This is a genomic window from Pseudomonas sp. JV241A (assembly GCF_900275665.1).
Classification (GTDB): Bacteria; Pseudomonadota; Gammaproteobacteria; order Pseudomonadales; family Pseudomonadaceae; genus Aquipseudomonas; species Aquipseudomonas wadenswilerensis.
Genome location: NZ_OPYO01000023.1, coordinates 179,843 through 203,291, shown reverse-complemented (window position 1 = coordinate 203,291; position 23,449 = coordinate 179,843). Strand labels below are relative to the sequence as shown.

The following is a 23,449-nucleotide window of genomic DNA, read 5'->3' as shown; positions in this document are numbered from 1 at the left end:
TGTGCAGGCTGTACTGGCCCCATCGCTGGCAAGCCAGCTCCCACAGAATGCGGGCTTGCCCCATACTGCGCTGCAGCCGCAGAATGCCTGCTTTTGCGACGGACGCCGCGCATGTCCTGCTTCACCGAACAGTCCCCCCTGACCCTCTACCGGCAGGCCATTGCCAGCCAGGGGTTTGTCAGCGACCCGGCCCAGTTGCAGGCCGCCACGGCCCTGCAAACCTGCTTCGAGGCCCTGCAACGCGGCGAAACCCCAACGGGTGTCTACCTCTGGGGCCCGGTCGGACGCGGCAAGACCTGGCTCATGGATCAGTTCCACGCCTGCCTGCAGGTACCGGCCCGGCGCCAGCACTTTCACCACTTCATGCGCTGGGTGCATCAACGTCTGTTCCAGCTCAACGGCACGGCCGAGCCCTTGCAGGCGCTGGCCTTGTCCCTGGCCAAAGAAATCCGCGTGCTGTGTTTTGACGAGCTGTTCGTCAACGACATCGGCGATGCGATCATTCTCGGTGGCCTGTTCCAGGTGCTGTTCGAGGCCGGGGTGGTGATCGTTGCCACTTCCAACCAGCCGCCCGAGCAGCTCTACAGCGACGGTTTCAACCGTGAGCGCTTCCTGCCGGCGATTGCCGCCATCGAGCAGCATATGCAGGTGGTCGCCGTAGCAGGGGAGCAGGACCATCGCCTGCATCCGGGCGCGGCGCAGCAACGCTACTGGGTACGCGACAACGGCCGGCCCAGTGCCCTTGAGCAGGTCTTCGCCCAGTTACGTGGTGATCAAGCGAGCGCTGGCCAGCCGCTGCAGATCGGCTCGCGCAGCTTGAACGTGGTGCAACGCTGCGACAGCGTGCTCTGGTGTCGCTACGCCGACCTCTGTGAGCAACCCTTTGCCGCCATGGATTTCATGGCCTTGTGCGACAGTTTCCAGGCCATCCTGCTGGGCGAGGTGCCGGCCCTCGGTGCCCGCCAGCGCCCGGCGAAGATTGCCCGCGGCACCGAGGATGGCGCCCAGCGGGTGGTGGCCGGGGACCGCGAACTGCCGCAGCTATCAGTACATGACGACAGCGTGCGGCGCTTCATCGCCCTGGTCGATGAATGCTACGACCGTCGAATCGCCTTGTACCTGGAAGCCGAGGTGGCGCTGGAAGCACTCTACACTCAAGGGTATCTGGAGTTCCCGTTCCGGCGTACGCTCAGCCGTTTGCGGGAGATGCAACTGCAACGCTTTTGCTGAGGAATCGATCATGGCCGAGCCTCTCTCGCACTACCTGCTGACCATGGCCTACCAGAATGGCTGGGCCAACCACAGGGTGTACAAGGCCTGCAGGCAACTGAGCCAGGACGAGTTCGTCGCCCCACGGGCGAGTTTCTTCCCGTCGATCAAGGCCACCCTCAACCACATCCTCACCGTCGACTGGTTCTACCTGCAGGCCCTCGAGTGCGAGCAGCGCGGCGAAGCGCCCGACCCGGACAGCCAGCGCTTCTTCGAACCCGATGAGCCTTATGCCACCTGTCTGGAACTGCACGCCGAACAGGTCCAGGCCGACCACCGGCTGATCGCCTACTGCAGCCAGCTGCGTGACGACCAGTTGCACCGTTACGTGAATATCGTGCGCCCCGACTGGGTGCAGCGCGAGCAACGCCTGCGCCTGCTGTCGCACCTGTTCGAGCACCAGATCCACCACCGCGGCCAGGTGCACGCGATGCTCAGTGACACCTCGGTGCGCCCGCCGCAGCTGGATGAGTTCTTCTGTGAGGATGAAGCGCACCTGCGCGCCCAGGACTTTGCCGAGCTGGGCTGGACCGAGGCGCAGATCTGGGGGCGCTAGTGCTGCATCCAGCCGAGCGTCAGCAGCGCCAGCACCAGGTAACGGCCGGCTTTGGCGACAGTGACCAGCACTAAAAAGCGCCAGAACGGCTCGCGCATGATCCCGGCAATCAGCGTCAGCGGGTCGCCGATCACCGGCATCCAGCTCAGCAGCAGCGACCACTGGCCATAGCGCTGATAACGTTGCTGGGCTTTTTCCAGCTGCTCGGGCTTGAACGGGAACCAGCGTTTGCCGCGCAGGTGCTCGATGCCGCGGCCCAGCAGCCAGTTGACGATCGAACCGAGCACGTTCCCGGCGGTGGCAATCAGCAACAGGCTGACCACGGCTTCAGGTTCGCGCAGCAGCAGGCCGACCAGCACGGCTTCCGATTGCAGCGGCAGCAAGGTGGCTGCGCCGAAGGCGCTGAGAAACAGCGCCCAATAGCTGAGCATCACGGTCAGATCAGTAGTTGGCGACCACTTCGTCCTTGCCCTCAAGGGTCAGGCCGATGACCTGGTAGGCGTCCTTGTGGTCGCCCATTTCCATGCCCGGCGAGCCCATGGGCATGCCCGGTACGGCGAGGCCCTTGAGATCGGGGCGCTTGCCCAGCAGCTTGATCTGCTCAGCCGGTACATGGCCTTCGACGAACTTGCCGTCGATCACCCCGGTGTGGCACGAGGCCAGACGTGGTGCGACACCCAGGCGCTGCTTGACCGCGCTCATGTTCGGCTCGACATGGTCGTTGACCGTGTAGCCGTTGTCTTGCAGGTGCTTGATCCATTCCTTGCAGCAGCCGCAGTTGGGGTCGCGGTACACGTCGATGGTCTGCCCGGCCTGAGCCAGGGTACTCAGGGCCAGCAGGCCGAAGGCGACGATATTCTTGCTCAGCATGGTACTTCTCCACTTCTAGAAACGCAGGCGCACACCGGCGACCAGGCGGGTCTGGCCGATATCGCCGTGCTCATCACGGATCTGTTCGGCGTTGTTGCCATAGGCCCGGTTGAAGCTGATGCCCAGGTAAGGGGCAAAGCCGCGGGTGATTTCGTAGCGCAGGCGCAGGCCGATCTCGCTGTCGGCAAGGCCGCTGCCCTGGTCCCGTGTCGCGTCGTTACGGCCGTAGAAATTGGCCTCGAGCGACGGTTCGAGGATCCAGCGATTGGTCAGCAGGATAGCGTAACTGCTCTCCAGGCGCAGCGCGGTTTGCTGGCGCTCACCGACATAGGCGGTGGCTTCCAGCTCCAGGCCATACAGCGGCGTGCCCTGGATACCGAAGGCGGCCCAGGTTTGCCCACTGGCCGGCTTGAAGTCCTGGCGCAGACCGCCGACCAGTTCCCACCAGGGGCTGATGGCGTGCCCCCAGAGGGCCTGCAGCTCGGCCTTGTGAGTCACACCTTGTTCGCGCTCACCCTCGGTGCGCAGCCATAGGCGATCGACATCGCCGCCGATCCAGGCATTGGCGTTCCAGTTCAGGGCGCTGCTGCTCTCGAAGTTCTGGTATTCCAGTTGCTCGACGATCACCGCCCAGTTCATCTGCCGGTCATGGACCTGATGACCGGGCAGGGGCGGGAAGGCCGCCTGGCGCTCGGCGTCGGTGATCGGACGCAGTGGCGTGCGTGGAGTGCCCGGCGCCATGCTGTGGTTCATGCCTTGGTGGTTCATGGCAGCGTGGCCCATGGCGGCATGATCCATGACTTCGGCGCGAGCCTCTTCACTGGCCAGCAAGGCCAGCAGGGCGAGGCTGCCGAGCAGTGGGCGATTGAGAAGCTCATTCATCGACGCGTACCTCGCGGAACATGCCCATCTCCATGTGATAGAGCAGATGGCAGTGATAGGCCCAGCGCCCCAGGGCGTCCGCGCTGACCCGGTAGCTGCGCCGGCTGCCCGGCGGGATGTCGAGGGTGTGCTTGCGCACCTGGAAGCGCCCGTGTTCGTCCTCCAGGTCGCTCCACAGTCCATGCAGGTGGATCGGGTGGGCCATCATCGTGTCGTTGACCAGGGTGATGCGCAGGCGCTCGCCGTAGGTCAGGCGCAACGGCTCGGCGTCGGAGAACTTGATGCCATTGAACGACCAGGCGAAGCGCTCCATGTGCCCGGTCAGGTGCAGTTCGATCTCCCGTGATGGCTCGCGGCCATCGGGGTCGGCGAAAGTGCTTTTGAGGTCGGCATAGGTCAGCACCCGGCGGCCGTTGTTGCGCAGGCCGATGCCCGGGTCGGCGAGGTTGGGCTTGGGGTTCATGGTCTGCATGTCGACCAGTGGGTTGCCGGTTTCGCTGGCCGGGTGCTGCTGCATGCCGGCCATCATCGAATGGTCCATGCCGGCCATCTGGCTGTGGTCCATGCCGCCCATGTCAGCCATGCCAGCGTGACCCATGTCGGCCATGCTCAGGATCGGCCGCGGGTCCGGTGCCGGCACCTCGGCGCTGAGGCCATTGCTGCGCGCCAGGGTGCCACGGGCGTAGCCGCTGCGGTCCATGCTTTGGGCATACAGGGTGTAGGCGGGCAGGTCACCGACCCGCACCAGTACGTCATAGGTTTCGGCCACGGCGATGCGCAACTCGTCGACCTCGACCGGCTGCACCGGTTGGCCATCGGCGGCAATGACCGTGAGCTTCAGGCCCGGAATGCGAAAATCGAAGTAGCTCATCGCCGAGCCGTTGATCAGGCGCAGGCGCACGGTGTCGCCGGGCTGGAACAGGCAGGTGAAGTTACCGTCCGGTGGCTGGCCGTTGAGCAGGTAGGTGTAGGTGGCGGCGCTGATGTCGGCAAGGTCGGTGGGGCTCATGCGCATGGCGGCCCAGGCCTTGCGCTCGGCGACGGTTTGCCGCCAGCCGTTGCTGGCGACATCGTCGATGAAGTCACCGACGGTGCGCTTGTGATAGTTGAAGGCGTCCGACTGCTTTTTCAGGGTCGCCATCAGCTCGGCGGGGGCCTGGTCGCTCCAGTCGCTGAGCAACAGCACGTAGTCGCGCTGATAGCGATGGGCTTCGGGTTCTTTGGGTTCGATGACGATCGCCCCGTAGACCCCGGCCTGCTCCTGCAAGCCGGAATGGCTGTGGTACCAGTAGGTGCCGCTCTGCGCCAGGGTAAACCGGTAGAGGTACTCGCCACCGGGTTCGATGCCGGCAAAGCTCAGGCCCGGCACCCCGTCCATGTTGGCCGGGAGGATGATCCCGTGCCAGTGCAGCGAGGTCGGCTCGCCCAGGCGGTTGCGCACGCGCAATGTCACGGTGTCGCCTTCACGCCAGCGCAGGGTCGGGCCGGGCAGGCTGTTGTTGATGGTCAGGGCCGTGCGCGAGCGGCCAGTGATGTTCACCGGCGTCTGACCGATAAACAGCTCGAAGTGCTGGCCGCTCAGTTCATTGCTGAACACCGCAGGTGCGGCAAACGCCGGCAGGCGCCAGAGGCCGAGACCGGCCAGGGCGCTGCCGGCGGCAAAGCCCTTGACGAAGGTGCGGCGGGTCGGGTGTCGAAGCATGGGTGCCATTCCAGGGGCTGGGATGGCACGACCTTAGCCAGCACTGACTGTCAGCAAACTGAGCAGTGGATTACAGATTTGTCAGCTGCCCAGGCATGCACGCGTTCACTTGTGGCCGCAGGTCGGTATACTCCGCGCCGCACGGAGCCCACCACTATGAAGGATCAGCGATTCATGCAGGCAATCAAGGCCTATTTCAAACGCCACGGCCACGACCCGTTCAGACTTGGCCAGGGGCGTATCAGCGGTTACATTTCGGCCGCCCTCGGACTGCTCAGCCTGCTGGCGGTATTGTGCTTTCTGTTTCCGCAGTGGCTGACCTTTGCCGAGTTCCGCAAGGTCTACAGCGTGCACTTTGCCCGCACCGCGCTGCTGATCGGGCTGATCCTGGCCTTTGCCTTGGGCACCCTGAACATCCTCCTCAACAAGCGCAAGCGCCTGGGCTTTACCGGCATTAGCGCGGCAGGGCTGGCGATGTTTCTGGGGGGCACCAACATCCAGACCGAAACCATCGGCCAGACCCCGTACTCGCTGGGCCTGGACTGGTTCGTGCTGGCGCTGCTGGTGTCGGCGATCATCTTCATCCCCCTGGAAAAGCTCTACGCCAAGGACCCGCAGCAGAACATCCTGCGCCCGCACTGGCGCACCGACCTCAGCTACTTTTTCGTCAGCCATATGCTGGTGCAGTTCATCCTCATCTTCGTCACCGCCTCGTCCGGCTGGCTGGCCGGCTGGGTGGTCTCCGACACCTTGCAGGCCAAGGTGCAAAGCTTGCCGATCGTCGTGCAGTTTCTGCTCGCGGTGTTCGTTGCCGACCTCGGCCAGTACTGGCTGCACCGCCTGTATCACGTGGTGCCGTGGATGTGGCGTTTTCATGCGGTGCATCACTCGAGCACGCACATGGACTGGCTGGCCGGTTCGCGTATCCACTTCTGCGAGATTCTCCTGACCCGCACCGGGGTGCTGGCACCGCTGATCCTGCTGGGCTTCTCGCCCCAGGCAATGAACGCCTATGTGATCCTGGTGGGCGTGCAGGCGGTGCTGGCCCATGCCAACGTGCGTATCGACGGCGGCTGGCTCAACTACCTGCTGGTACTGCCGCGCTATCACCACTGGCATCACGCCCGGCACAAGGATTACATTTACAAGAACTACGCAATCCACACGCCGCTGGTGGACATGCTGTTCGGCACCTTCAAGCTGCCGCCCAAGGAATGGCCGGCGCGTTATGGCGTGTTCGGCAAGGACCTGCCTGAAGGTATCGTGCGCCAGCACCTGTATCCGCTGCGCAAAGCCGAACCCAAGGCGCCCGTACCGCCACCGGCTGCCTGAAGCGGCTTTGTGCCCGGCCCCTGACTGCGTTAGCCTTGAGGGGTCAACGCCATTGGGGGCAAGGAGTATCCATGGACAAGGTTATCGTGATCACCGGCGCCAGCCGCGGCATTGGCGCCGCCACCGCGCGCCTGGCCGCACGCGCCGGTTACCGCATCTGCATCAACTACCTGCGTGACGACGAGGCCGCCCAGCGGGTGCTGGCCGAGGTCCGTGAACTGGGCGCCGAGGCCATTGCGGTCAAGGCCGACGTCAGTGTCGAGGACGAGATCATCCAGCTGTTCCAGCGCGTCGATGCCGAGCTGGGGGCGGTCACCGCGCTGGTCAATAACGCCGGTACCATCGGCCAGCAGAGCCGGGTCGAGGAAGTGTCGGAGTTTCGCCTGCTCAAGCTGATGAAGACCAACGTGGTCGGGCCGATGTTGTGCGCCAAGCACGCGCTGCAGCGCATGTCGACCCGCCATGGCGGGCAGGGTGGGAGCATCGTCAACGTCTCGTCGGTGGCCGCGCGGTTGGGCTCGCCCAACGAATACGTCGACTACGCCGCCTCCAAGGGCGCGCTGGACACCTTCACCCTCGGCTTGGCCAAGGAAGTGGCCGGCGAAGGTGTGCGGGTCAATGCCGTGCGCCCGGGCTACATCTTCACCGACTTCCACGCGCTCAGCGGCGACCCGGACCGGGTCAGCAAGCTCGAACCGGGCATTCCCATGGGCCGTGGCGGTCAGGCCGAAGAAGTGGCCGAGGCGATCCTCTGGCTGCTGTCAGACCAAGCTTCTTATTCGACCGGCAGCTTCCTCGACCTCGGCGGCGGGCGCTGATCAGCCCATCATCTCCTCGATGCGCTGGGCCAGGGTATCGAGGCTGAACGGCTTGGTCAGCACCCGGGTAGTGGGCTCGAAAACCCCAGTGCCGAGCACCGCCTGCTCGGCATAGCCGGTGATGAACAGTACCTTCAGCCCAGGCCGCAGTTGGCGGGCCGCGGCTACCAGTTGTTGGCCGTTCATGCCGCCGGGCATGCCGACATCGCTGATCAACAGGTCGACGGTCGCGCCGTTTTGCAGTGCATGCAGGGCGCTGTGGCCGTCGCCGAATTCGATCTTGGCGTAACCCAGGTCGCTGAGTACCTCGCCGACCAGCATGCGGATGGTTGCTTCATCATCGACCAGCATCACCGTCATGTCGCGCAGGTCACGCTGCTTGCGTGCAACCGGCAGCGACTCTTTGGCCGGCAGGCTGGCGCTGTCCAGGCGTGGCAGGTACAGGTGCACACTGGTGCCCTGGCCAGGTTCCGAATACACCCGCACCTGGCCACCGGACTGGCGGACGAAACCATAGACCATCGACAGCCCCAGGCCCGTACCCTGGCCCACCGGCTTGGTGGTGAAGAACGGATCGAAGGCGCGCGCCAGCACCTGCGGTGGCATGCCGCTGCCGTTATCGCTGACGCTCAGGGCCAGGTAGTCACCGGGGGCCAGGTCCAGGTGCGCGGCGACCTGGTCGTCAGCCTGCAGATGACGGGTTTCGATGGTGATCCGGCCGCCGGCCGGCATGGCGTCACGGGCGTTGATACAGAGGTTGAGCAGGGCGTTTTCCAGTTGCGATGAGTCGATGCTGGCCCGGCACGTAGTGCTGGCGGTAAACAAATCGATCTCGATATGCGGGCCAACGCTGCGGCGGATCAATTCGGCCATGCCGCTGACCAGGCGGTTGACATCGATGGTGCGTGGTTCAAGGGTCTGGCGCCGGGAAAAGGCCAGCAGCCGGTGGACCAGGGAGGCTGCGCGGTTGCACACATCCTGGGCGGTACGCAGGTAGGGGTCGATATGCTGGTGGCGGCCGCGCCCGAGCAGCTTGCGCGACAGCTCCAGGGAACCGCTGATGCCGGTCAGCAGGTTGTTGAAGTCATGGGCGATGCCGCCGGTGAGCTGGCCGACCGCTTCCATTTTCTGCGCCTGGCGCAAGGCCTCTTCGGTGTTGCGCAGGCGCTTTTGCTCGCGGATCCGCTCGCTGATGTCGTAGGCGAACAGGTAGGCGCCGATCAACTGCCCCTGCGAGTCATGCAGCGGGCTGAAGCGCAGTTCGTAGTGGCGGTGTTGGTCGCCTGCGCCAAACTCGGCAATCTCGACGAACGCTTCACCTTTGAGCGCCCGTGTCCAGAGCAGCAGGCCGCGGGCGCAGTCCTCGGGATGCTTGGCCATTTGATCAGGCAAGCTGTCGCCGACGCTCGGCGTCAGGCCGAAAAGCCGCTGGAACTCATCGCGGGCAGCGCGGTTGATAGCCAGCCAGCGCATGTCCAGATCCACCACCTGGATCTGCGCCAGGGTGGCTTCGACCACATCGGTGAGGATCCTGCGTTCTGCCACCGCCTGGGCAACCCGTTGTTCCAGCTCCTGGTTGAGGCGCTTGAGGGCGGATTCGGCGCGCTTGCGTGCAGTCACATCCTGGAACAGCACCGCGACCTGCTTGCGGCTGGCCGGCTCCAGGCGAAAGGCGCAGATGTCCAGATGACGGCCGGTGATCACCAGCTCCTGGTCAAAGCGGATCGGGTTGCCGCTGTGCAGCACCGGACCGAAGCGGGCAAGCCAGCCTTCGGCCTCATCGGGGACCAACTGCCGCAGGGTTTGGCCTACCACGTTGTCGATCCCGGCATGCCTGGCCTGGGCGGCGTTGGCTTCGATGTGGATATAGTCGCTGAGCGGGCCGTGGGGGCCGTCGAAGAACTCGATGATGCAAAAGCCTTCGTCCATGGTCTCGAACAGAAAGCGGTAGCGCTGCTGGGTGTCGGCCAGGGCCTGATTGTCTGGTTCATGGCCTGCGCCGTTGCGCTCGGCCAGCTGTGCTTTGAGCAGATTGTTTTGTTGCTGCAACTGCTCAAGCTGCTGGCGAAGGGACTGCAGTTCGCTCGACGACATACGCGTGTTCCGGCCTGGGGACTGTGGCAAATGTAGCGTCCCGCGCAGTACTCAACAACTGCGCGGCCGCAGGTCGGGCGGATCAATGGCCGTGGTAGCGAGCGCTGGCCCATTCCCACCAGAGGGCGTTCAGTTCGCAGTACGGTGCAATCCGCCCGGTGGTTTCGGCATACAGGTCGTCCCGGTCGAGTTTCGAGGGGATGAAACCCAGGCTGCGCAGGTCTCGGTCGATCAGCGCTGCGCTGCTGCCCAGTGCCTTGATCGGCTGGCGTTGGTAGGGGCGCGGGTCTTCACCGTAATACACCTTGGCCGGGCCGAAGGGTACGCCGTCAAGGCGGATATGGCCGAGGTTGTTCAAATGGCCTTCAGCAATGCTGCCGTCGGCGAAGATCACCTTGTAGGCCGCGCCGGGAACCCCGCCCAGCTTGCCGTCGTCCAGGCTCAGCTCCAGCCAGTTGCTGGTGGCCGCCGGGTTGATCTGCTCCCGGCTGAGTTTGCCGGCATCGGTGGCCGCCGGATGGGTACTGACCGTACCGTGCTCGCGCAGGCTGTCGACGCGCCGCGACTGCGGTTTGCTGGTTTGCGCCGGGGTGCGCAGGCTGCTGCCCGAAGCCTCGGCGGAGCTATTGCGTTGCACCGCAAGCCACGGCATCAGGCGTTCGTCGATGCGTTCGATCAGATCGTCCAGGTGTTCGCCGGCCTGCTCCAGGTCGCTCAGCACCAGCGCCTGGCGTTGCTCATCGAGTGCCAGGAAAGCCGCACTGGCACGTACCGCCATGATGATCTGCGCAAGCTCTGCACGCAGCACCTCGGCGTTCAGGCTTTCTTCAAGCAGGGCATCCGGGCTGGTCTTCAGTTTGCAATTGAGCAGCACATGGCGCAGCAAATCGTAAAGCTGCTCGGCGTGTTTTTGCGGGTCGCGATTGACCAGGCGCAGCACGCGCTTGAGCCCGTGGCCGGGGCCGGGTACCCAGCCGAGCAGGGCCAGGGCCAGGTCAAAATAGGCGTCGTCCTGCTCCTGAGCGTCGCCAGCAAGGTCCAGGGCCAGGATCGCCTCGACCGTGTCATAGGTGTTAAGGGCCTGGGCCAGGTGCGGGATGTTGCCGGCGTCGATGGCATCGGACAGGGTCACGCCGGCAGCCTTGATGTCGTAGGCGAAGTCTTCGTCGCTGTCTTCGTCGTCCTCTTCGTCGATAACTTCTTCGTCCTCCTGCTGGTCTTCAGCGTCGCCCAGGCACTCCCAGCGTATGGCGTGGTAAACCGGCAGTTTGCGGGCGTGTTCGAGCAAATCATGGGGGAAGATCACGTGCAGCAGTGCGCGGGTATCGATGCCGTAAAGCAGGGCCACGGCTGCCGCCTCGAACGACCAGTAGCCGACGTAGCCGCTTATATCGTCGCCATGGGTGTCGTACCAGCTGGCGTGCAGGAAGTGCTCGTACCATTGCTCGCAGTAGCCCTGCAGGCGGCTGGCCGCTTGCTCGGGGCTGGTGGCATAGATGGTTTGCACCAGCGGCGTGGCGTAGTCCTGGTACCACTCATCGACATCGTAACGGTCGGGCAGTACCCGGCTCAGCAGGTCTTCATAGAGGGTGTCTTGTTCGGCGTAGCCGCCGTTGTCCATCAGCGCGACGAAGCGTTCGAGCAGGTCGTGGCGGCCCAGCAGGATGCACAGGCTGATGACCTGCATGCATTCGTGATGCTCTTCGACATCGTCCAGATTCAGCGGGGCGACGTCCGGTTCTTCGGCATACACCGCCATCTTGCGTTGCAGTTGCCCGTACTCGGCGACCAGCGCCTCGAGCAAGGCGGGCAGGGCGTCGAAGTCGACGCCGGCGGTATAGCTGATCAGCAGTTTGTCCAGCGCCAGGCCCTTGAGGCTTTTACCGCTGAATACCGCTTCCTGTTCGTCGGAGTCGGCCTGCAGGTGGTTGTTGCGCAGGAATGCACGGCTTTCTTGGTCGTGTTCGAGGAAACGCTCGTAGCGTTGCGGCGAAAGAAAATGCTGTCGCTTGTGCATGCCATCCATCCCTGGGAAATTCGAGCGCGCAGGGTGCAGCAAGCGCGCTCGAAGTTCAACCGGCGCTCAAAACGAGCGGACGATCTTGCCCAGGGTTTCCATGGCCTTTTCCGATTGCTCGGTCCAGGGGCTGCCATAGTTCAGGCGGATGCAGTTGCGAAAGCGCCGGGTCGGCGAAAAGATCGGTCCGGGGGCGATGCTGATGCCCTGGGCCAGGGCCATCTGGAACAGTTTGAGCGAGTCCATTTGCTCGGGCAACTCCAGCCACAGGAAGTAACCGCCAGCTGGATGGCTGACCCGGGTCTGTGGCGGGAAATACCGGGCAATGGCCGCGAGCATCGCCGCCTGTTGTTCCTCCAGGGCGTAGCGCAGCCTGCGCAGGTGGCGGTCGTAGCCGCCGTGCTGCAGATAGTCGGCGATCGCTGCCTGGGCCGGCATCGAGGCGCACAGCGAGGTCATCAGCTTCAGCCGTTCGATCTTTTGCGCATAGCGCCCGGCCGCGACCCAACCGATGCGGTAGCCGGGGGCCAGGCTCTTGGCGAAGGAGCCGCAGTGCATCACCAGGCCGTCGGTGTCGAAGGCCTTGGCCGGTTTCGGCGCCTGCTGGGCGTAGTACAGCTCGGCGTAGACGTCGTCTTCGATCAACGGCACCTGATGCTCGCGCAAGAGCTCCACAAGCTGCTGTTTCTTTTCCTCCGGCATGCTTGCGCCTACCGGGTTCTGGAAGTTGGTCATGCACCACACGGCCTTGACCGGGTGTTTGGCCAGGGTCTGGGCCAGCACCCCGAGGTCGATGCCTTCGCGCGGGTGCACGGGGATCTCCACCGCCTTGAGCTTGAGCCGCTCGAGGATCTGCAGGCAGGCATAAAACGCCGGCGCTTCGATGGCCACCAGGTCACCGGGCTCGGTCACCGCCTGCAGGCACAGGTTCAGAGCCTCCAGCGCGCCGTTGGTGATCAGCAGCTCTTCCATGGGCAGCATCAGGCCGCCGACCATGTAGCGCAGGGCAATCTGCCGACGCAGTTGCGGGTTGCCCGGCGACAGGTCGGTGACCACCATGCGCGGGTCCATCTCGCGGCTGGCGCTGGCCATGGAGCGGGCCAGGCGTGGCAGCGGGAACAGGTTGGGGCTGGGGAACGCCGAGCCGAAGGCCACGGTTTGCGGGTCCTTGATCGAGTCGAGAATCGAGAACACCAGTTCGCTGACATCCACCTCGGTGGACTCGCTGGCCTGCTCGATGATCTGCGGCTCGCTGAACTGGCGCGGCGCGTGGGCGTTGACGAAGTACCCCGAGCGTGGCCGGGCACGGATCAGCCCACGGCGCTCCAGCAGGTAGTAGGCCTGGAATACCGTGGACGGGCTGACGCCGTGGGTCTGGCTGGCATATCGCACCGACGGCACGCGCTGGCCGGGGCCGAGGACCCCGGAGCGAATCAGTTCGGCAATGTCGTCGGCGAATTTCTCGTAGCGTTTCATCATGGCTCGAAAGGTTTCGGATGCTCGGGCAGTGTATGGGATCAGCGGTTCAAAGGCGCGACAAAACGGCTGTGGGCGACGCTGCGGATGCCCGGTTCGTCGGTGTCGATCAGTTCGAAGCTGATGTCCTGGGAGCTGCTTTGCGGGCGCTCGGCCAACATCGCCACCGACACCGGCAAGTCGCTCATTTCCCCGGCTGCCAGGCTGAACTCGGTCTTGCCGTGCAGTTCGAACCCTTCGGCGTCGAGCAGGCGCAGGCGGTAGTGCTGGGCTTGCTGGGTCTTGTTGATGACCTTGAGGGTGTAGATGTTCTCGATCTGCCCGGCATTGTTCTCACGGAACAGGCCGCGGTCCTTGATCACGTCCATCGACACCATCGGCCGCTGCTGCAGGGCGATGACCAGGGCGCCGATCATCACCACCAGGGCGGTGACGTAACCGAGCAGGCGCGGACGCAGCCAGTTGGTGGTACCACCTTGCAGGGTGTGTTCGGACTTGTAGCCGACCAGGCCGCGGGCGTAGCCCATCTTGTCCATGATCGAGTCACAGGCGTCGATACAGGCGGCGCAACCGATGCACTCCATCTGCAGGCCATCGCGGATGTCGATGCCGGTCGGGCAGACCTGCACGCACATGTGGCAATCGATGCAGTCGCCCAGGCCCTTGGCCTTGTGGTCGATTTCTTTCTTGCGCGGGCCGCGGGACTCGCCTCGGGCCGGGTCGTAGGCGACGGTCAGGGTGTCCTTGTCGAACATCACGCTCTGGAACCGCGCATACGGGCACATGTGCATGCACACCGCTTCACGCAGCCAGCCGGCGTTGATGTAGGTGGCGCCGGTGAAGAACAAGATCCAGAACAGGCTGACTCCGCCCAGTTGCAGGGTGAACAGCTCTTCGGCCAGCGGGCGGATCGGCGTGAAGTAGCCGACGAATGTCAGCCCGGTCAGCAGGCTGATGCCCAGCCACAGGGTGTGCTTGGCCGAGCGCCGGGCCAGTTTGTTCAGGCTCCATGGCGCGGCATCAAGCTTGATGCGCTGGTTGCGTTCACCTTCGGTGATTTTTTCGCACCACATGAAGATCCAGGTCCAGGAGCTCTGTGGGCAGGTATAGCCACACCACACCCGGCCGGCGAACACCGTGATGGCAAACAGGCCGAAAGCGCAGATGATCAACAAGGCCGAGAGCAGGATGAAATCCTGCGGCCAGAAGGTGGCGCCGAAGATGTGGAACTTGCTGTCGGCCAGGTCCCAAAGCACGGCCTGACGACCGCCCCAGTTCAACCAGACGGTGCCGAAGAACAGCAAAAACAGAAAACCCGCGCCAGCCAGGCGCAGGTTACGAAACAAGCCGGTGAAGCTACGGGTGTGGATCTGTCTGTCGCTGCTGGCAGGCTTCTTCTTGAAGGTGGAAGGCTCAGCAATTTCAACGATCTGGACGGGGATTCTATCGCTCATGGTTCGTCGCTCATCAGGCCTCGATCAGGCCAGAGCACTATGGCGCCCCATCTGTTTGCATAACAGGCTCAGGTATCTGGATAAAAACCGTATCAGATTTTGTGTCGAAACCCTGTAGGCCTTAGATTACCGAGCCTGGCTCGGATGCCTTGAGATGCCTGCGACCATCCACCGCACCCGCTACAGTGAGGGCATCGGCCTCCTGTTCGGTGATTGGCACGCGCTCGCCTTTGAGCACTGCGACAGACATGCGCAGTTCGGCGTCAGTGATGACTTCGACATCCTTGGCTTCACCCTGGACATGCATGTCGTCACTGATCAGGGTGCAGCGCTGATTGGTTTCATCTATTTCAATAGGCATGGCCGCTTCCTCATGGCTGGTGTCCTATTGCTTGAGACCGCAGCGCTGCCCCGGATACTGGCAACAACCGATCAGCGGTCAACGGCGCACTTGCCGTCACCGCCGTTGTCCACCGATTAATCCCTTCTGCATGGACAACGCCCATGGACGCCTGGTGGCATCAAGTCTGGATCACCCTGGTGGCGGAGTTCGCCGACATCACCGATGCCAAGCAGCTTACCCAGGTGACGGTGCGCCTGATCATGGCGGCGTTGCTTGGTGCCGTCCTCGGTTTTGAGCGTGAGCTCAAGGGCAAGGCCGCCGGGGTGCGCACCCATATGCTGGTAGCCCTGGGCGCGGCGCTGTTCGTGCTGGTGCCGCGCATGGCCGGGGCCGACGACGCGGCGCTGAGCCGGGTGGTACAGGGGATCGTCGCCGGGATCGGCTTTCTCGGTGCCGGCACCATTCTCAAGGGCCACGACCAGGATGCCGGGCATGTCAAAGGCCTGACCACGGCGGCGGGCTTGTGGATGACGGCGGCGATCGGCGTGGCGGCGGGCATGGGGCGTGAAGCAACGGCCGTGATCAGCACCTTGCTGGCCTTACTGGTATTGGGGGTGATGCCGCTGGTGGTAAACCGCTTCGAGAGGGAAGACGAGGATGAAAACGGGGAGGGCGGGAAGCACTGAGGGGAGCCTAGGCTCCCCTCAAAGATTGTTGCGTGCTCTTTTTTTGTTATTGGAGGGCGGCCTGTTGTTGTTTTTGGCGACCGTTGCCTCTGTATCACTGGCGATCCCCATCCGGGATCAAGAGCAAACGTATTTTTTTGAGCGCTGATCTACCTTCATCATTGCTGATCCAACCGTGACCTGCGCTACCTTGGGGTAGTTTTATTGTTCTGTGTCCGGTTGCGGGGCAAGCCCCTGGAAAGCACATCCTCTCCAAAAAAATCTGTTAGCTGCGCCTCTGTCGTGTTGTTCTTGTTATGTCAGAGTCGTTTCGTCTTATTTTTATTGGGTGTGTCGCACTTTTTATTGTTCTTGTACCTGAGATATAGCAGGTGCCGTGCCAACTTTTTAAATCACAATAAAATCAATGACTTATAGGTTTCTCTGAAAATCTGGACCGAGAAATTCTGTCGATTTGTTTCCGTGTTACCCGGAATTTCCCTGAAAAGTGCGGGTGCGGTAACACCCAGGCCCTGACCTGGCTGTTACCGCCCGTGTTCAACGTGCGTTACGGGCGCGTGCCACCCGCGAACCGCTGGCGCGGCCGAGCACTTCACTGATACGCAAGCCCGCGGCGATCAGGCGCTCCAGGTCTATGCCGGTGTCGATGCCCAGGCCCTGGAGCATGTACAGCACGTCTTCGCTGGCAACGTTACCGCTGGCGCCCTTGGCGTAAGGACAGCCGCCAAGGCCCGCAACAGAGCTGTCGAATACACTGATGCCTTCGAGCAGGCTGGCATAGACGTTGGCCAGGGCCTGGCCGTAGGTGTCATGGAAGTGACCGGCCAGTTGGTCCCGTGGCACCTGGGCGCCGACCACTTCGAACAGGCGCCGGGTCGCCCCGGGGGTGCCGGTGCCGATGGTGTCGCCCAGCGACACTTCATAGCAGCCCATGTCGTGCAGCTCGCGGGCCACCGGGGCGACCTGTTCGGCACTGATCATGCCTTCATAGGGGCAGCCCAATACACACGATACATAACCTCGTACCCGCACCCCGTGCTGGCGCGCCGCTTCCATGATCGGTACGAAGCGCTGCAGGCTGTCGCTGATCGAGCAGTTGATGTTGCGCTGGGAGAACGCCTCGGACGCGGCGGCAAACACCGCGACCTCCTTGACCCCGGCCGCCAGCGCATCTTCGAAACCACGCAGGTTCGGCGCCAGCGCTGCGTAGGTCACCCCGCTGTGTTGCTGGATATTGGCAAACACCTCGGCGGAGCCGGCCATCTGCGGTACCCACTTGGGCGAAACGAAGCTGCCCACTTCTATATAGGACAGGCCTGCCGCACTCAGGTCATCGACCAGACGCACCTTGTCGGCCACGCTGATGGGCTGGGCTTCGTTCTGCAGGCCGTCGCGCGGGCCGACTTCGACCAGGCGGACTTTTTCAGGCAATGACATGGCAGGGTTCCTCAGGGCTCAATGGCTGTTTTTCTGGTTGTTCAGGGTGGCGGCCAGGGCTTGTTCGCAGCGCTCTTCGGCGGTGTCCAGCTCCAGTTGCATCTGCTGGATGTCCAGCAGTTGCTGCTCAAGCTGGGCCCGGCGTTCGGCGATCTTGGCCAGCATGCTGTGCAGTTGCTTGAGGTTGCCGCTGGTAGGATCGTAGAGCTCGATCAGCTCTCGGCACTCGGCCAGGGAAAAACCGATGCGCTTGCCGCGCAGGATCAGCTTCAGGCTGACCTTGTCGCGGGCCGAGTAGACCCGCTCCAGGCCACGGCGTTCGGGGCTGAGCAGGCCCTGTTCTTCATAGAAGCGGATCGCCCGGGTGGTGATGTCCAGCTCGCGGGACAGGTCGGAGATGCTGTAGGTCTGGCTGCTCATTGCTTGGCTCGGTAAAAGGGCATGGAGCTAAGCTAATTGCAGGTTGACGTATACGTCAAGCAAGGATTGGTGGGGCAGATCGCGGGGCAAGCCCGCTCCTACAGATGTGTAGGAGCGGGCTTGCCCCGCGATAGGTCCCTACACCTCAGCCTTGGCCGCCCGCTCATCCTGCGCCACCACCCCCTGGCACAGCTCGATGATCTGTTCGCGCATCCAGCGGTTGGCCGGGTCCTGGTCGGTGCTTTCGTGCCAGTACAGGTGGGTTTCCAGTGACGGCACGTCCACCGGCAGGCTGACATGATTGAGCTGGTGGCGGCGGGCAAAACGTTCCGGCACGGTCATGACCATATCGGTCTGCTGCAGCACCTGCGAGGCCATCAGGTAGTGCTGGGAGCGCAGGGCGACCTTGCGCTGCACGCCCATCTTGCCCAGGGCCAGGTCGACATAGCCCAGGCCATTACGGCGGCTGGAGATATGAATGTGGGTCATGCCCAGGTAATCGTCCAGGCTGAGCTTGTCCTTGAACAGCGGATGGCCCTGGCGCATGGCGCAGACGTAGCGGTCTTGCATCAGCTTGACGTGGCGCACCTGCGGGTCGGTGTTGAGCGGCGCATCGACGGCAAAGTCCAGGCGCCCGGCAGCCAGCTCCTTGGTGGTTTCCCGGCGCTTGCACAGGAAGCTTTCGATCACCACCGCCGGGGCCAGGCGGCGCAGGCGCTGGAACAGCGGCGGCAAAATCACCGCCTCGGTGAGGTCGGTCATGCTGATGCGAAAGGTCTTGTTGGCCTGCAGCGGGTTGAAGATGCGGCTTTCTTGCACCGATACGCGCAACAGCGAGAGGGCATTGCGCACCGGGCCGATGATGTTCTGCGCCATCGGCGTGGGCACCATGCCCTGGGCGGTACGCACGAACAGCGGGTCGTTGAAGGTTTCGCGCAGGCGCGCCAGGGCGTTGGACACTGCCGGCTGGGTAATGCCGACGATCTGCCCGGCCCGGGTCAGGTTGGCTTCGGTATAGATGGCATCGAAGACGATGAACAGATTCAGGTCGACCTTACTCAGGTTCATGGGCGCTGCTCTTGTTGGTGTTATAGGTCGATCATATATCGGTTATGAATGTTTATACACGCCGAGAATAGGCTAGGTGGATTTTGCCTGCTGATCTAGGATCTTTATCAGATCCCTTTTCCACTGAAGGTACTGCCCATGGATTTCGCCTATTCACCCAAGGTCCAGGCGCTGCGCGAACGTGTCACGGCGTTCATGGATGCCTATGTCTATCCCGCCGAAGCGGTATTCGAGCGCCAGGTTGCCGAAGGCGATCGCTGGCAGCCGACCGCGATCATGGAGGAGCTCAAGGCCAGGGCCAAGGCCGAGGGCTTGTGGAACCTGTTCCTGCCTGAGTCGGAACTGGGTGCGGGCCTGACCAACCTTGAATATGCCCCCCTGGCCGAGATCATGGGCCGCTCGTTGCTGGGCCCCGAGCCGTTCAACTGCTCGGCGCCGGACACCGGCAACATGGAAGTGCTGGTGCGTTACGCCAATGAAGAACAGAAGCGCCAGTGGCTGGAACCGCTGCTGCGCGGTGACATCCGCTCGGCATTCGCCATGACCGAGCCGGACGTGGCGTCGTCCGACGCTACCAACATGGCTGCCCGCGCCGTGCGTGACGGTGACGAGTGGGTAATCAATGGCCGCAAGTGGTGGACTTCCGGTGCGTGCGACCCGCGTTGCAAGATCATGATCTTCATGGGCCTGAGCAATCCGGAAGGTCCGCGTCACCAGCAGCATTCGATGATCCTGGTACCCACCGACACACCCGGGGTGAAAATCGTTCGCCCGCTGCCGGTGTTCGGTTACGACGACGCGCCCCATGGCCACGCTGAAGTGCTGTTCGAGAACGTACGCGTGCCTTACGAGAACGTGCTGCTCGGCGAGGGCCGCGGTTTCGAGATCGCCCAGGGGCGCCTTGGCCCGGGCCGCATCCACCACTGCATGCGGTCGATCGGCATGGCCGAGCGGGCCCTCGAGCTGATGTGCAAACGCTCGGTGGAACGTACCGCCTTCGGTCGGCCATTGGCACGCCTGGGTGGCAACATCGACAAGATCGCCGACTCGCGGATGGAAATCGACATGGCCCGGCTGCTCACCCTCAAGGCCGCCTACATGATGGACACCGTGGGCAACAAGGTCGCCCGCAGCGAAATCGCCCAGATCAAGGTGGTGGCGCCGAACGTGGCCCTCAAGGTCATCGACCGGGCGATCCAGATCCATGGCGGTGCCGGTGTCTCGGGCGACTTCCCGCTGGCCTACATGTACGCCATGCAACGCACCCTGCGCCTGGCCGACGGCCCGGACGAAGTGCACCGCGCGGCGATCGGCAAGTACGAGATCGGCAAGTACGTGCCCAGGGAAATGCTCCGTAGCGGTCATTGATGTTTGCCGCGCAAGCCCGTCTCTTTTGTAGGGCTGGGCTTGCCCCGCGAACGGGTCGAGAACAGCGAAAACAACACCCCACCGCTAAGCAGGGCAATGGTCACCCCCAGCGACAGCATCGGCGGTACGGCACCGATCAGGCCGTGATAGAAAATCTTGCCGCCGATGAACACCAGCACCAGTGCCAGCGCGTACTTGAGGTAGATAAAGCGGTGCATCAGTGCTGCCAGGGCAAAGTACAGCGCCCGTAAACCGAGAATCGCGAAGATGTTCGAGGTGTAGACAATGAACGGATCCTGGGTGATGGCAAAGATCGCCGGCACGCTGTCGACGGCGAACACCAGGTCGGCCAGTTCGATCAGCACCAGGGCCAGGAACAGCGGCGTGGCATAGCGCAGCGCCTTGCTCTGCCCGGTGGGGGTGATGTGCACGAAAAAACGCGGGCCATGAAGCTCGTCGGTCACCCGCAGGTGGCGCCGCACGAATTTCAGCACCGGATTATTGGCCAGGTCCGGGTGGGATTGTTCTCCGGAGAACAGCATCTTCACCCCGGTGAACAGCAGGAAGGCACCGAACACATAGAGAATCCAGTCGAACTCCTGTACCAGCGCACTGCCCAGGCCAATCATGATCGCCCGCAGCACCACTACCCCGAGAATCCCCCAGAACAGCACCCGGTGCTGGTAGCGGCGGGGGATGGCGAAGAAGCTGAAGATCATCGCCATGACGAACACGTTGTCCATCGACAGCGACTGCTCGATGAGAAAGCCTGTGTAGAACTCCAGGGCTTTCTGCGCCCCCAGCTCGAACCACACCCACACGCCGAACAGCACGCCAACGCTGAAATAGCCGCCATACAGCAGCAGGCTTTCGCGCATTTCGATTTCGTGCAGCTTGCGGTGCAGCACGCCCAGGTCCAGTACCAGCAGGGTCAGCACGATGCCGAGAAAGGCCAGCCAGAACCACAGGCTGGTGCCGAGGAAGTCGTTGTCGAGAAATACCTGTAGAGCTGCCATGAGCCCCTCCTTTATGTCGACGTTGCTGAGCAACAGTGACTCCGACATGGCGGCTTGGCAGCCGTCAGAGGGGCCCGGCGTCACTAAGGACAAGCCTAGCCCCGGGGAGGGTGAGCGCCCAATCGAGCCTGTAACAATTGATTGCCCAGGCTGCCAGGCAGCAAGTCAGTAGACCCACACCTCGACCCGTCGATTGCGGATCCGCCCTTGCTCGGCAGTGTTGGCCGCCACCGGCAGTTCGTCACCCAGGCCGATGATCTCGCGCAATTCGACGCCGCTGCGGGCCAGCTCCCGCCGCACTGCCATGGCCCGCAGCCGCGAAAGCAGGGCAGCGCGCCGCGGGTCATCCTTGGCATCGCCGAACCCCACCAGCACCACCTTGTTGGCCAGCTTGTGCCGCGCCTGCAGGTACTGGACGACCCGCTGCACATCGCGCAGGGCCTTGTTGTCGAGACTGGCGTTGCCCTCCTGGAAGCGAAAGTTGACCGACAGGCGCTGGGCATCATTGGCAAGGCTCAGGTAACGGCGCGGCATGTCGGCACGGGGCTGAACCTTGCCGCTCTGCACCTGCTGGCCGACGAAGCCGTTACGGGTAACGATGGCCTGGCCCTGGGGGCTTTGGGCGAACTCGACCAGGGCTCGGGCCAGCGGGTTGGCCTGGCCGGGCGGCAGATAGAAGTACAACCGTCGCGACAGTGGATAGTCTTCGCTGGCCACCAGCGCCGGTGTCGGCAGCATGGCCTGGGACTCACCGTCGGCAATCGCCACGACTTTGGCGCCATGCACCGTGGCCAGGCTGCTGAAGCCGATGGCCTGGCGGTCGCCGAGCACCTGGCTGGCCAGTTGTTCAGCCGATTCGAAGCGTCTGGCGGTGTCGGCCAGCGGTTGCTGGGCCGGGTCGAGGACCAGCGCCTTGAAGGTTTCGAAGGTCCCGGAGCGGTCGTCGCGGGCGTACAGGTTGATCGGGCCGCTGCCGATACCCAGTTGTTCCCAACGGTTGATCTGCCCGGAAAAAACCTGCGCCAGCTGGGTGGTGGTCAGCTGCGGCAGCGGGTTGTCGGGATGGACGATCACCGCGACACCGTCCAGGGCGATGATCTGCTCGGCAGCGGCACTGTTGAGGTCGCCCAGGGCTTGCAGCTCGCTCAGCTCAACCGGCTTGATCGGGCGGGAGGAGGCGGCCAGTTCTGCCTGGCCGGACTTGAGTGCGCTAAAGCCGGTGCTGGAGCCGTGTGCGGCGATGTCGATGAGCAAGGCCTGGCCGTTGCTGCCCCGGGCACGGACCTGGAGTTCGTTGGCGGCATCGCTACTGACGATGCTGATGGCGCTGGCGCCTTGTTGCTCGAGCAAACCGGTGACCAGCGCCGGTGCCAGCGCGGCACCGATGGTGTTGGAACCCTGGATACGCAATTGCGCCTGCGGGGCAGCGGCGCCAATCAGCGGGAGCAGGCAAAGCACGAGCAGGGAGAGGTGGCGCAACATGCCGTCTGGCACTCATGGGCAAAGGGTGTGCCGGGAGATTAAGACGGAAGGGTGACCAAAAGATGACAGCGTTTTTGCCAACCTGCGCCAATCCTGTGGGAGCCGGCTTGCCGGCGATGCTTTTCCGCGGCCGATACCGTGCTTGGCCAGCCGGGTCTCATCGCTGGCAAGCCAGCTCCCACAGGGTCTGCGTCTGAACTAGCCCAGTTCAAGCCAGATCGGCGCGTGGTCCGAAGGTTTTTCCATACCGCGCAAGTCATAGTCGACCCCGGCATCCTTGATCCGCGGCAGCAGCCCCTGGGAAGCCATGATCAGGTCGATGCGCAGGCCACGTTTGGGCTCGTCTTCAAAGCCGCGGCTGCGGTAGTCGAACCAGCTGAAACGGTCGGCCACTTCCGGGTGCAGGTGGCGGAAACTGTCGACCAGGCCCCAGTTCTTCAGGCGCGCCATCCACTCGCGTTCTTCCGGCAGGAAGCTGCATTTGCCGGTCTTCAGCCAGCGCTTGGCGTTGTCGGCACCGATGCCGATGTCGCAGTCTTCCGGAGAGATGTTCACATCACCCATCACCAGCAATGGCTGATCGTTCTGGAACTGGGTTTCCAGCAGCGCCTGCAGGTCGCTGTAAAAGCGCTGCTTGGCCGGGAATTTGGTCGGGTGGTCGCGGCTTTCGCCCTGGGGGAAGTAGCCGTTCATGATGGTGATCGGCGTGCCATCGGCATCGGCGAAGGTGCCCCAGATGAAGCGGCGCTGGGCTTCTTCTTCATCGGTGCTAAAGCCCTTGTGCAGGCTCAGTGGCGCCTGGCGCGAGAGCAGGGCGACGCCGTAGTGGCCCTTCTGGCCATGAAAGTGTACGTGGTAGCCTAGGGCCTGGACCTCGGCGAGCGGGAACTGCTCGTCGCTGACCTTGGTTTCCTGCAGGCCGATGACGTCGGGCTGGTGCTTTTCGATCAACGCCGCCAACTGGTGGGGCCGGGCACGCAGGCCATTGATGTTGAACGAGACGATCTTCATGGAAGCACAATCCTGGTAAAACCCAGGATCCTAGCCGACATCGGCGGCGTCGGCCAGCGTGGCGATCCACTCGATAGGTTGCTAACCTGTGGCACGAGGTGAACGTTGGCACCCCGAACACCTCAAAGGCAATGAATGCCCATTTCCG

21 protein-coding genes are annotated in these 23,449 nt (G+C 63.4%); 6 read left to right on the top strand and 15 right to left on the bottom strand.

Going from position 1 to position 23,449, the window contains the following annotated elements; genetic code table 11:
- The first annotated feature begins 111 nt into the window (after positions 1–111).
- Together zapE and JV241A_RS15425 are read left to right on the top strand one after the other, a co-directional pair.
- Positions 112–1,230 carry a cell division protein ZapE gene (gene zapE / locus JV241A_RS15430; protein WP_134063380.1) on the top strand — a complete coding sequence of 373 codons (1,119 nt, stop codon included), beginning with the start codon at positions 112–114 and terminating at the stop codon, positions 1,228–1,230.
- Between the two features lie 10 nt (positions 1,231–1,240).
- Positions 1,241–1,825 carry a DinB family protein gene (locus tag JV241A_RS15425; protein ID WP_115087819.1) on the top strand — a complete coding sequence of 195 codons (585 nt, stop codon included), beginning with the start codon at positions 1,241–1,243 and terminating at the stop codon, positions 1,823–1,825.
- Here JV241A_RS15425 and JV241A_RS15420 read toward each other — a convergent pair.
- From JV241A_RS15420 to JV241A_RS15405, 4 genes are read right to left on the bottom strand one after another with little or no spacing between them, the layout of a single operon-like run.
- A complete protein-coding gene (locus JV241A_RS15420; protein ID WP_115087818.1) occupies positions 1,822–2,256 on the bottom strand; it encodes a YqaA family protein in 435 nt (144 codons plus the stop codon). The two genes, JV241A_RS15425 and JV241A_RS15420, sit on opposite strands and share 4 nt — an antisense overlap.
- A 10-nt stretch (positions 2,257–2,266) precedes the next feature.
- A complete protein-coding gene (locus JV241A_RS15415; protein ID WP_134063378.1) occupies positions 2,267–2,695 on the bottom strand; it encodes a DUF411 domain-containing protein in 429 nt (142 codons plus the stop codon).
- 15 nt (positions 2,696–2,710) lie between these two features.
- Entirely contained in the window at positions 2,711–3,577 is an 867-nt protein-coding gene (locus JV241A_RS15410; RefSeq protein WP_134063376.1) for a copper resistance protein B, read from the bottom strand.
- On the bottom strand, positions 3,570–5,279 hold the full coding sequence (locus tag JV241A_RS15405) for a copper resistance system multicopper oxidase (RefSeq protein WP_134063374.1): 1,710 nt from the start codon (positions 5,277–5,279) through the stop codon (positions 3,570–3,572). The genes JV241A_RS15410 and JV241A_RS15405 overlap by 8 nt, the downstream gene beginning before the upstream one ends.
- Positions 5,280–5,435: 156 nt before the next feature.
- On the opposite strand from JV241A_RS15405, the gene JV241A_RS15400 reads away from it, so the two are divergent.
- On the top strand, positions 5,436–6,611 hold the full coding sequence (locus tag JV241A_RS15400) for a sterol desaturase family protein (RefSeq protein ID WP_233674773.1): 1,176 nt from the start codon (positions 5,436–5,438) through the stop codon (positions 6,609–6,611).
- Positions 6,612–6,682: 71 nt separating this feature from the next.
- Complete coding sequence (locus JV241A_RS15395) at positions 6,683–7,429, top strand: SDR family oxidoreductase (RefSeq protein ID WP_134063372.1); 747 nt, start codon at positions 6,683–6,685, stop codon at positions 7,427–7,429.
- Here the strand turns inward: JV241A_RS15395 and JV241A_RS15390 are convergent, their stop codons facing one another.
- From JV241A_RS15390 to JV241A_RS15370, 5 genes are all read right to left on the bottom strand, one after another.
- The gene (locus JV241A_RS15390; protein WP_134063370.1) at positions 7,430–9,523 is read right to left on the bottom strand and encodes an ATP-binding protein; all 2,094 of its coding nucleotides are present in this window, start codon (positions 9,521–9,523) and stop codon (positions 7,430–7,432) included.
- A gap of 82 nt (positions 9,524–9,605) precedes the next feature.
- Positions 9,606–11,540 carry a PoNe immunity protein domain-containing protein gene (locus JV241A_RS15385; protein ID WP_240047876.1) on the bottom strand — a complete coding sequence of 645 codons (1,935 nt, stop codon included), beginning with the start codon at positions 11,538–11,540 and terminating at the stop codon, positions 9,606–9,608.
- A 66-nt stretch (positions 11,541–11,606) separates the two neighbouring features.
- A complete protein-coding gene (mapR, locus tag JV241A_RS15380; RefSeq protein WP_010226541.1) occupies positions 11,607–13,016 on the bottom strand; it encodes a GntR family transcriptional regulator MpaR in 1,410 nt (469 codons plus the stop codon).
- Between the two features lie 41 nt (positions 13,017–13,057).
- Positions 13,058–14,470 (bottom strand): cytochrome c oxidase accessory protein CcoG, encoded by a 1,413-nt coding sequence (gene ccoG, locus JV241A_RS15375; protein ID WP_115087811.1) that lies wholly within the window; start codon positions 14,468–14,470, stop codon positions 13,058–13,060.
- A gap of 121 nt (positions 14,471–14,591) precedes the next feature.
- Complete coding sequence (locus JV241A_RS15370; protein ID WP_115087810.1) at positions 14,592–14,831, bottom strand: DUF3203 family protein; 240 nt, start codon at positions 14,829–14,831, stop codon at positions 14,592–14,594.
- A 143-nt stretch (positions 14,832–14,974) separates the two neighbouring features.
- On the opposite strand from JV241A_RS15370, the gene JV241A_RS15365 reads away from it, so the two are divergent.
- On the top strand, positions 14,975–15,499 hold the full coding sequence (locus tag JV241A_RS15365) for an MgtC/SapB family protein (RefSeq protein WP_134063366.1): 525 nt from the start codon (positions 14,975–14,977) through the stop codon (positions 15,497–15,499).
- 537 nt (positions 15,500–16,036) lie between these two features.
- Here the strand turns inward: JV241A_RS15365 and JV241A_RS15360 are convergent.
- The 3 genes from JV241A_RS15360 to JV241A_RS15350 form a co-directional block, all read right to left on the bottom strand.
- Complete coding sequence (locus JV241A_RS15360) at positions 16,037–16,936, bottom strand: hydroxymethylglutaryl-CoA lyase (protein WP_115087808.1); 900 nt, start codon at positions 16,934–16,936, stop codon at positions 16,037–16,039.
- Positions 16,937–16,954: 18 nt separating this feature from the next.
- Positions 16,955–17,356, bottom strand: coding sequence for a MerR family DNA-binding transcriptional regulator (locus JV241A_RS15355; RefSeq protein WP_028944211.1), 402 nt, complete (start codon positions 17,354–17,356; stop codon positions 16,955–16,957).
- A gap of 138 nt (positions 17,357–17,494) precedes the next feature.
- On the bottom strand, positions 17,495–18,424 hold the full coding sequence (locus JV241A_RS15350) for a LysR family transcriptional regulator (RefSeq protein ID WP_134063364.1): 930 nt from the start codon (positions 18,422–18,424) through the stop codon (positions 17,495–17,497).
- Between the two features lie 138 nt (positions 18,425–18,562).
- Here JV241A_RS15350 and JV241A_RS15345 point away from each other — a divergent pair, with 138 nt between their 5' ends.
- Positions 18,563–19,792: an acyl-CoA dehydrogenase gene (locus tag JV241A_RS15345; protein WP_115087806.1), complete on the top strand. Its 1,230-nt coding sequence runs from the start codon at positions 18,563–18,565 to the stop codon at positions 19,790–19,792.
- Here JV241A_RS15345 and JV241A_RS15340 read toward each other — a convergent pair.
- The 3 genes from JV241A_RS15340 to xthA form a co-directional block, all read right to left on the bottom strand.
- Positions 19,786–20,808, bottom strand: coding sequence for a TerC family protein (locus tag JV241A_RS15340; RefSeq protein ID WP_134063362.1), 1,023 nt, complete (start codon positions 20,806–20,808; stop codon positions 19,786–19,788). The two genes, JV241A_RS15345 and JV241A_RS15340, sit on opposite strands and share 7 nt — an antisense overlap.
- A gap of 165 nt (positions 20,809–20,973) precedes the next feature.
- Complete coding sequence (locus JV241A_RS15335) at positions 20,974–22,290, bottom strand: phosphate ABC transporter substrate-binding/OmpA family protein (RefSeq protein ID WP_115087804.1); 1,317 nt, start codon at positions 22,288–22,290, stop codon at positions 20,974–20,976.
- A 198-nt stretch (positions 22,291–22,488) separates the two neighbouring features.
- On the bottom strand, positions 22,489–23,301 hold the full coding sequence (gene xthA, locus JV241A_RS15330; RefSeq protein ID WP_115087803.1) for an exodeoxyribonuclease III: 813 nt from the start codon (positions 23,299–23,301) through the stop codon (positions 22,489–22,491).
- Positions 23,302–23,449: the final 148 nt, after the last annotated feature.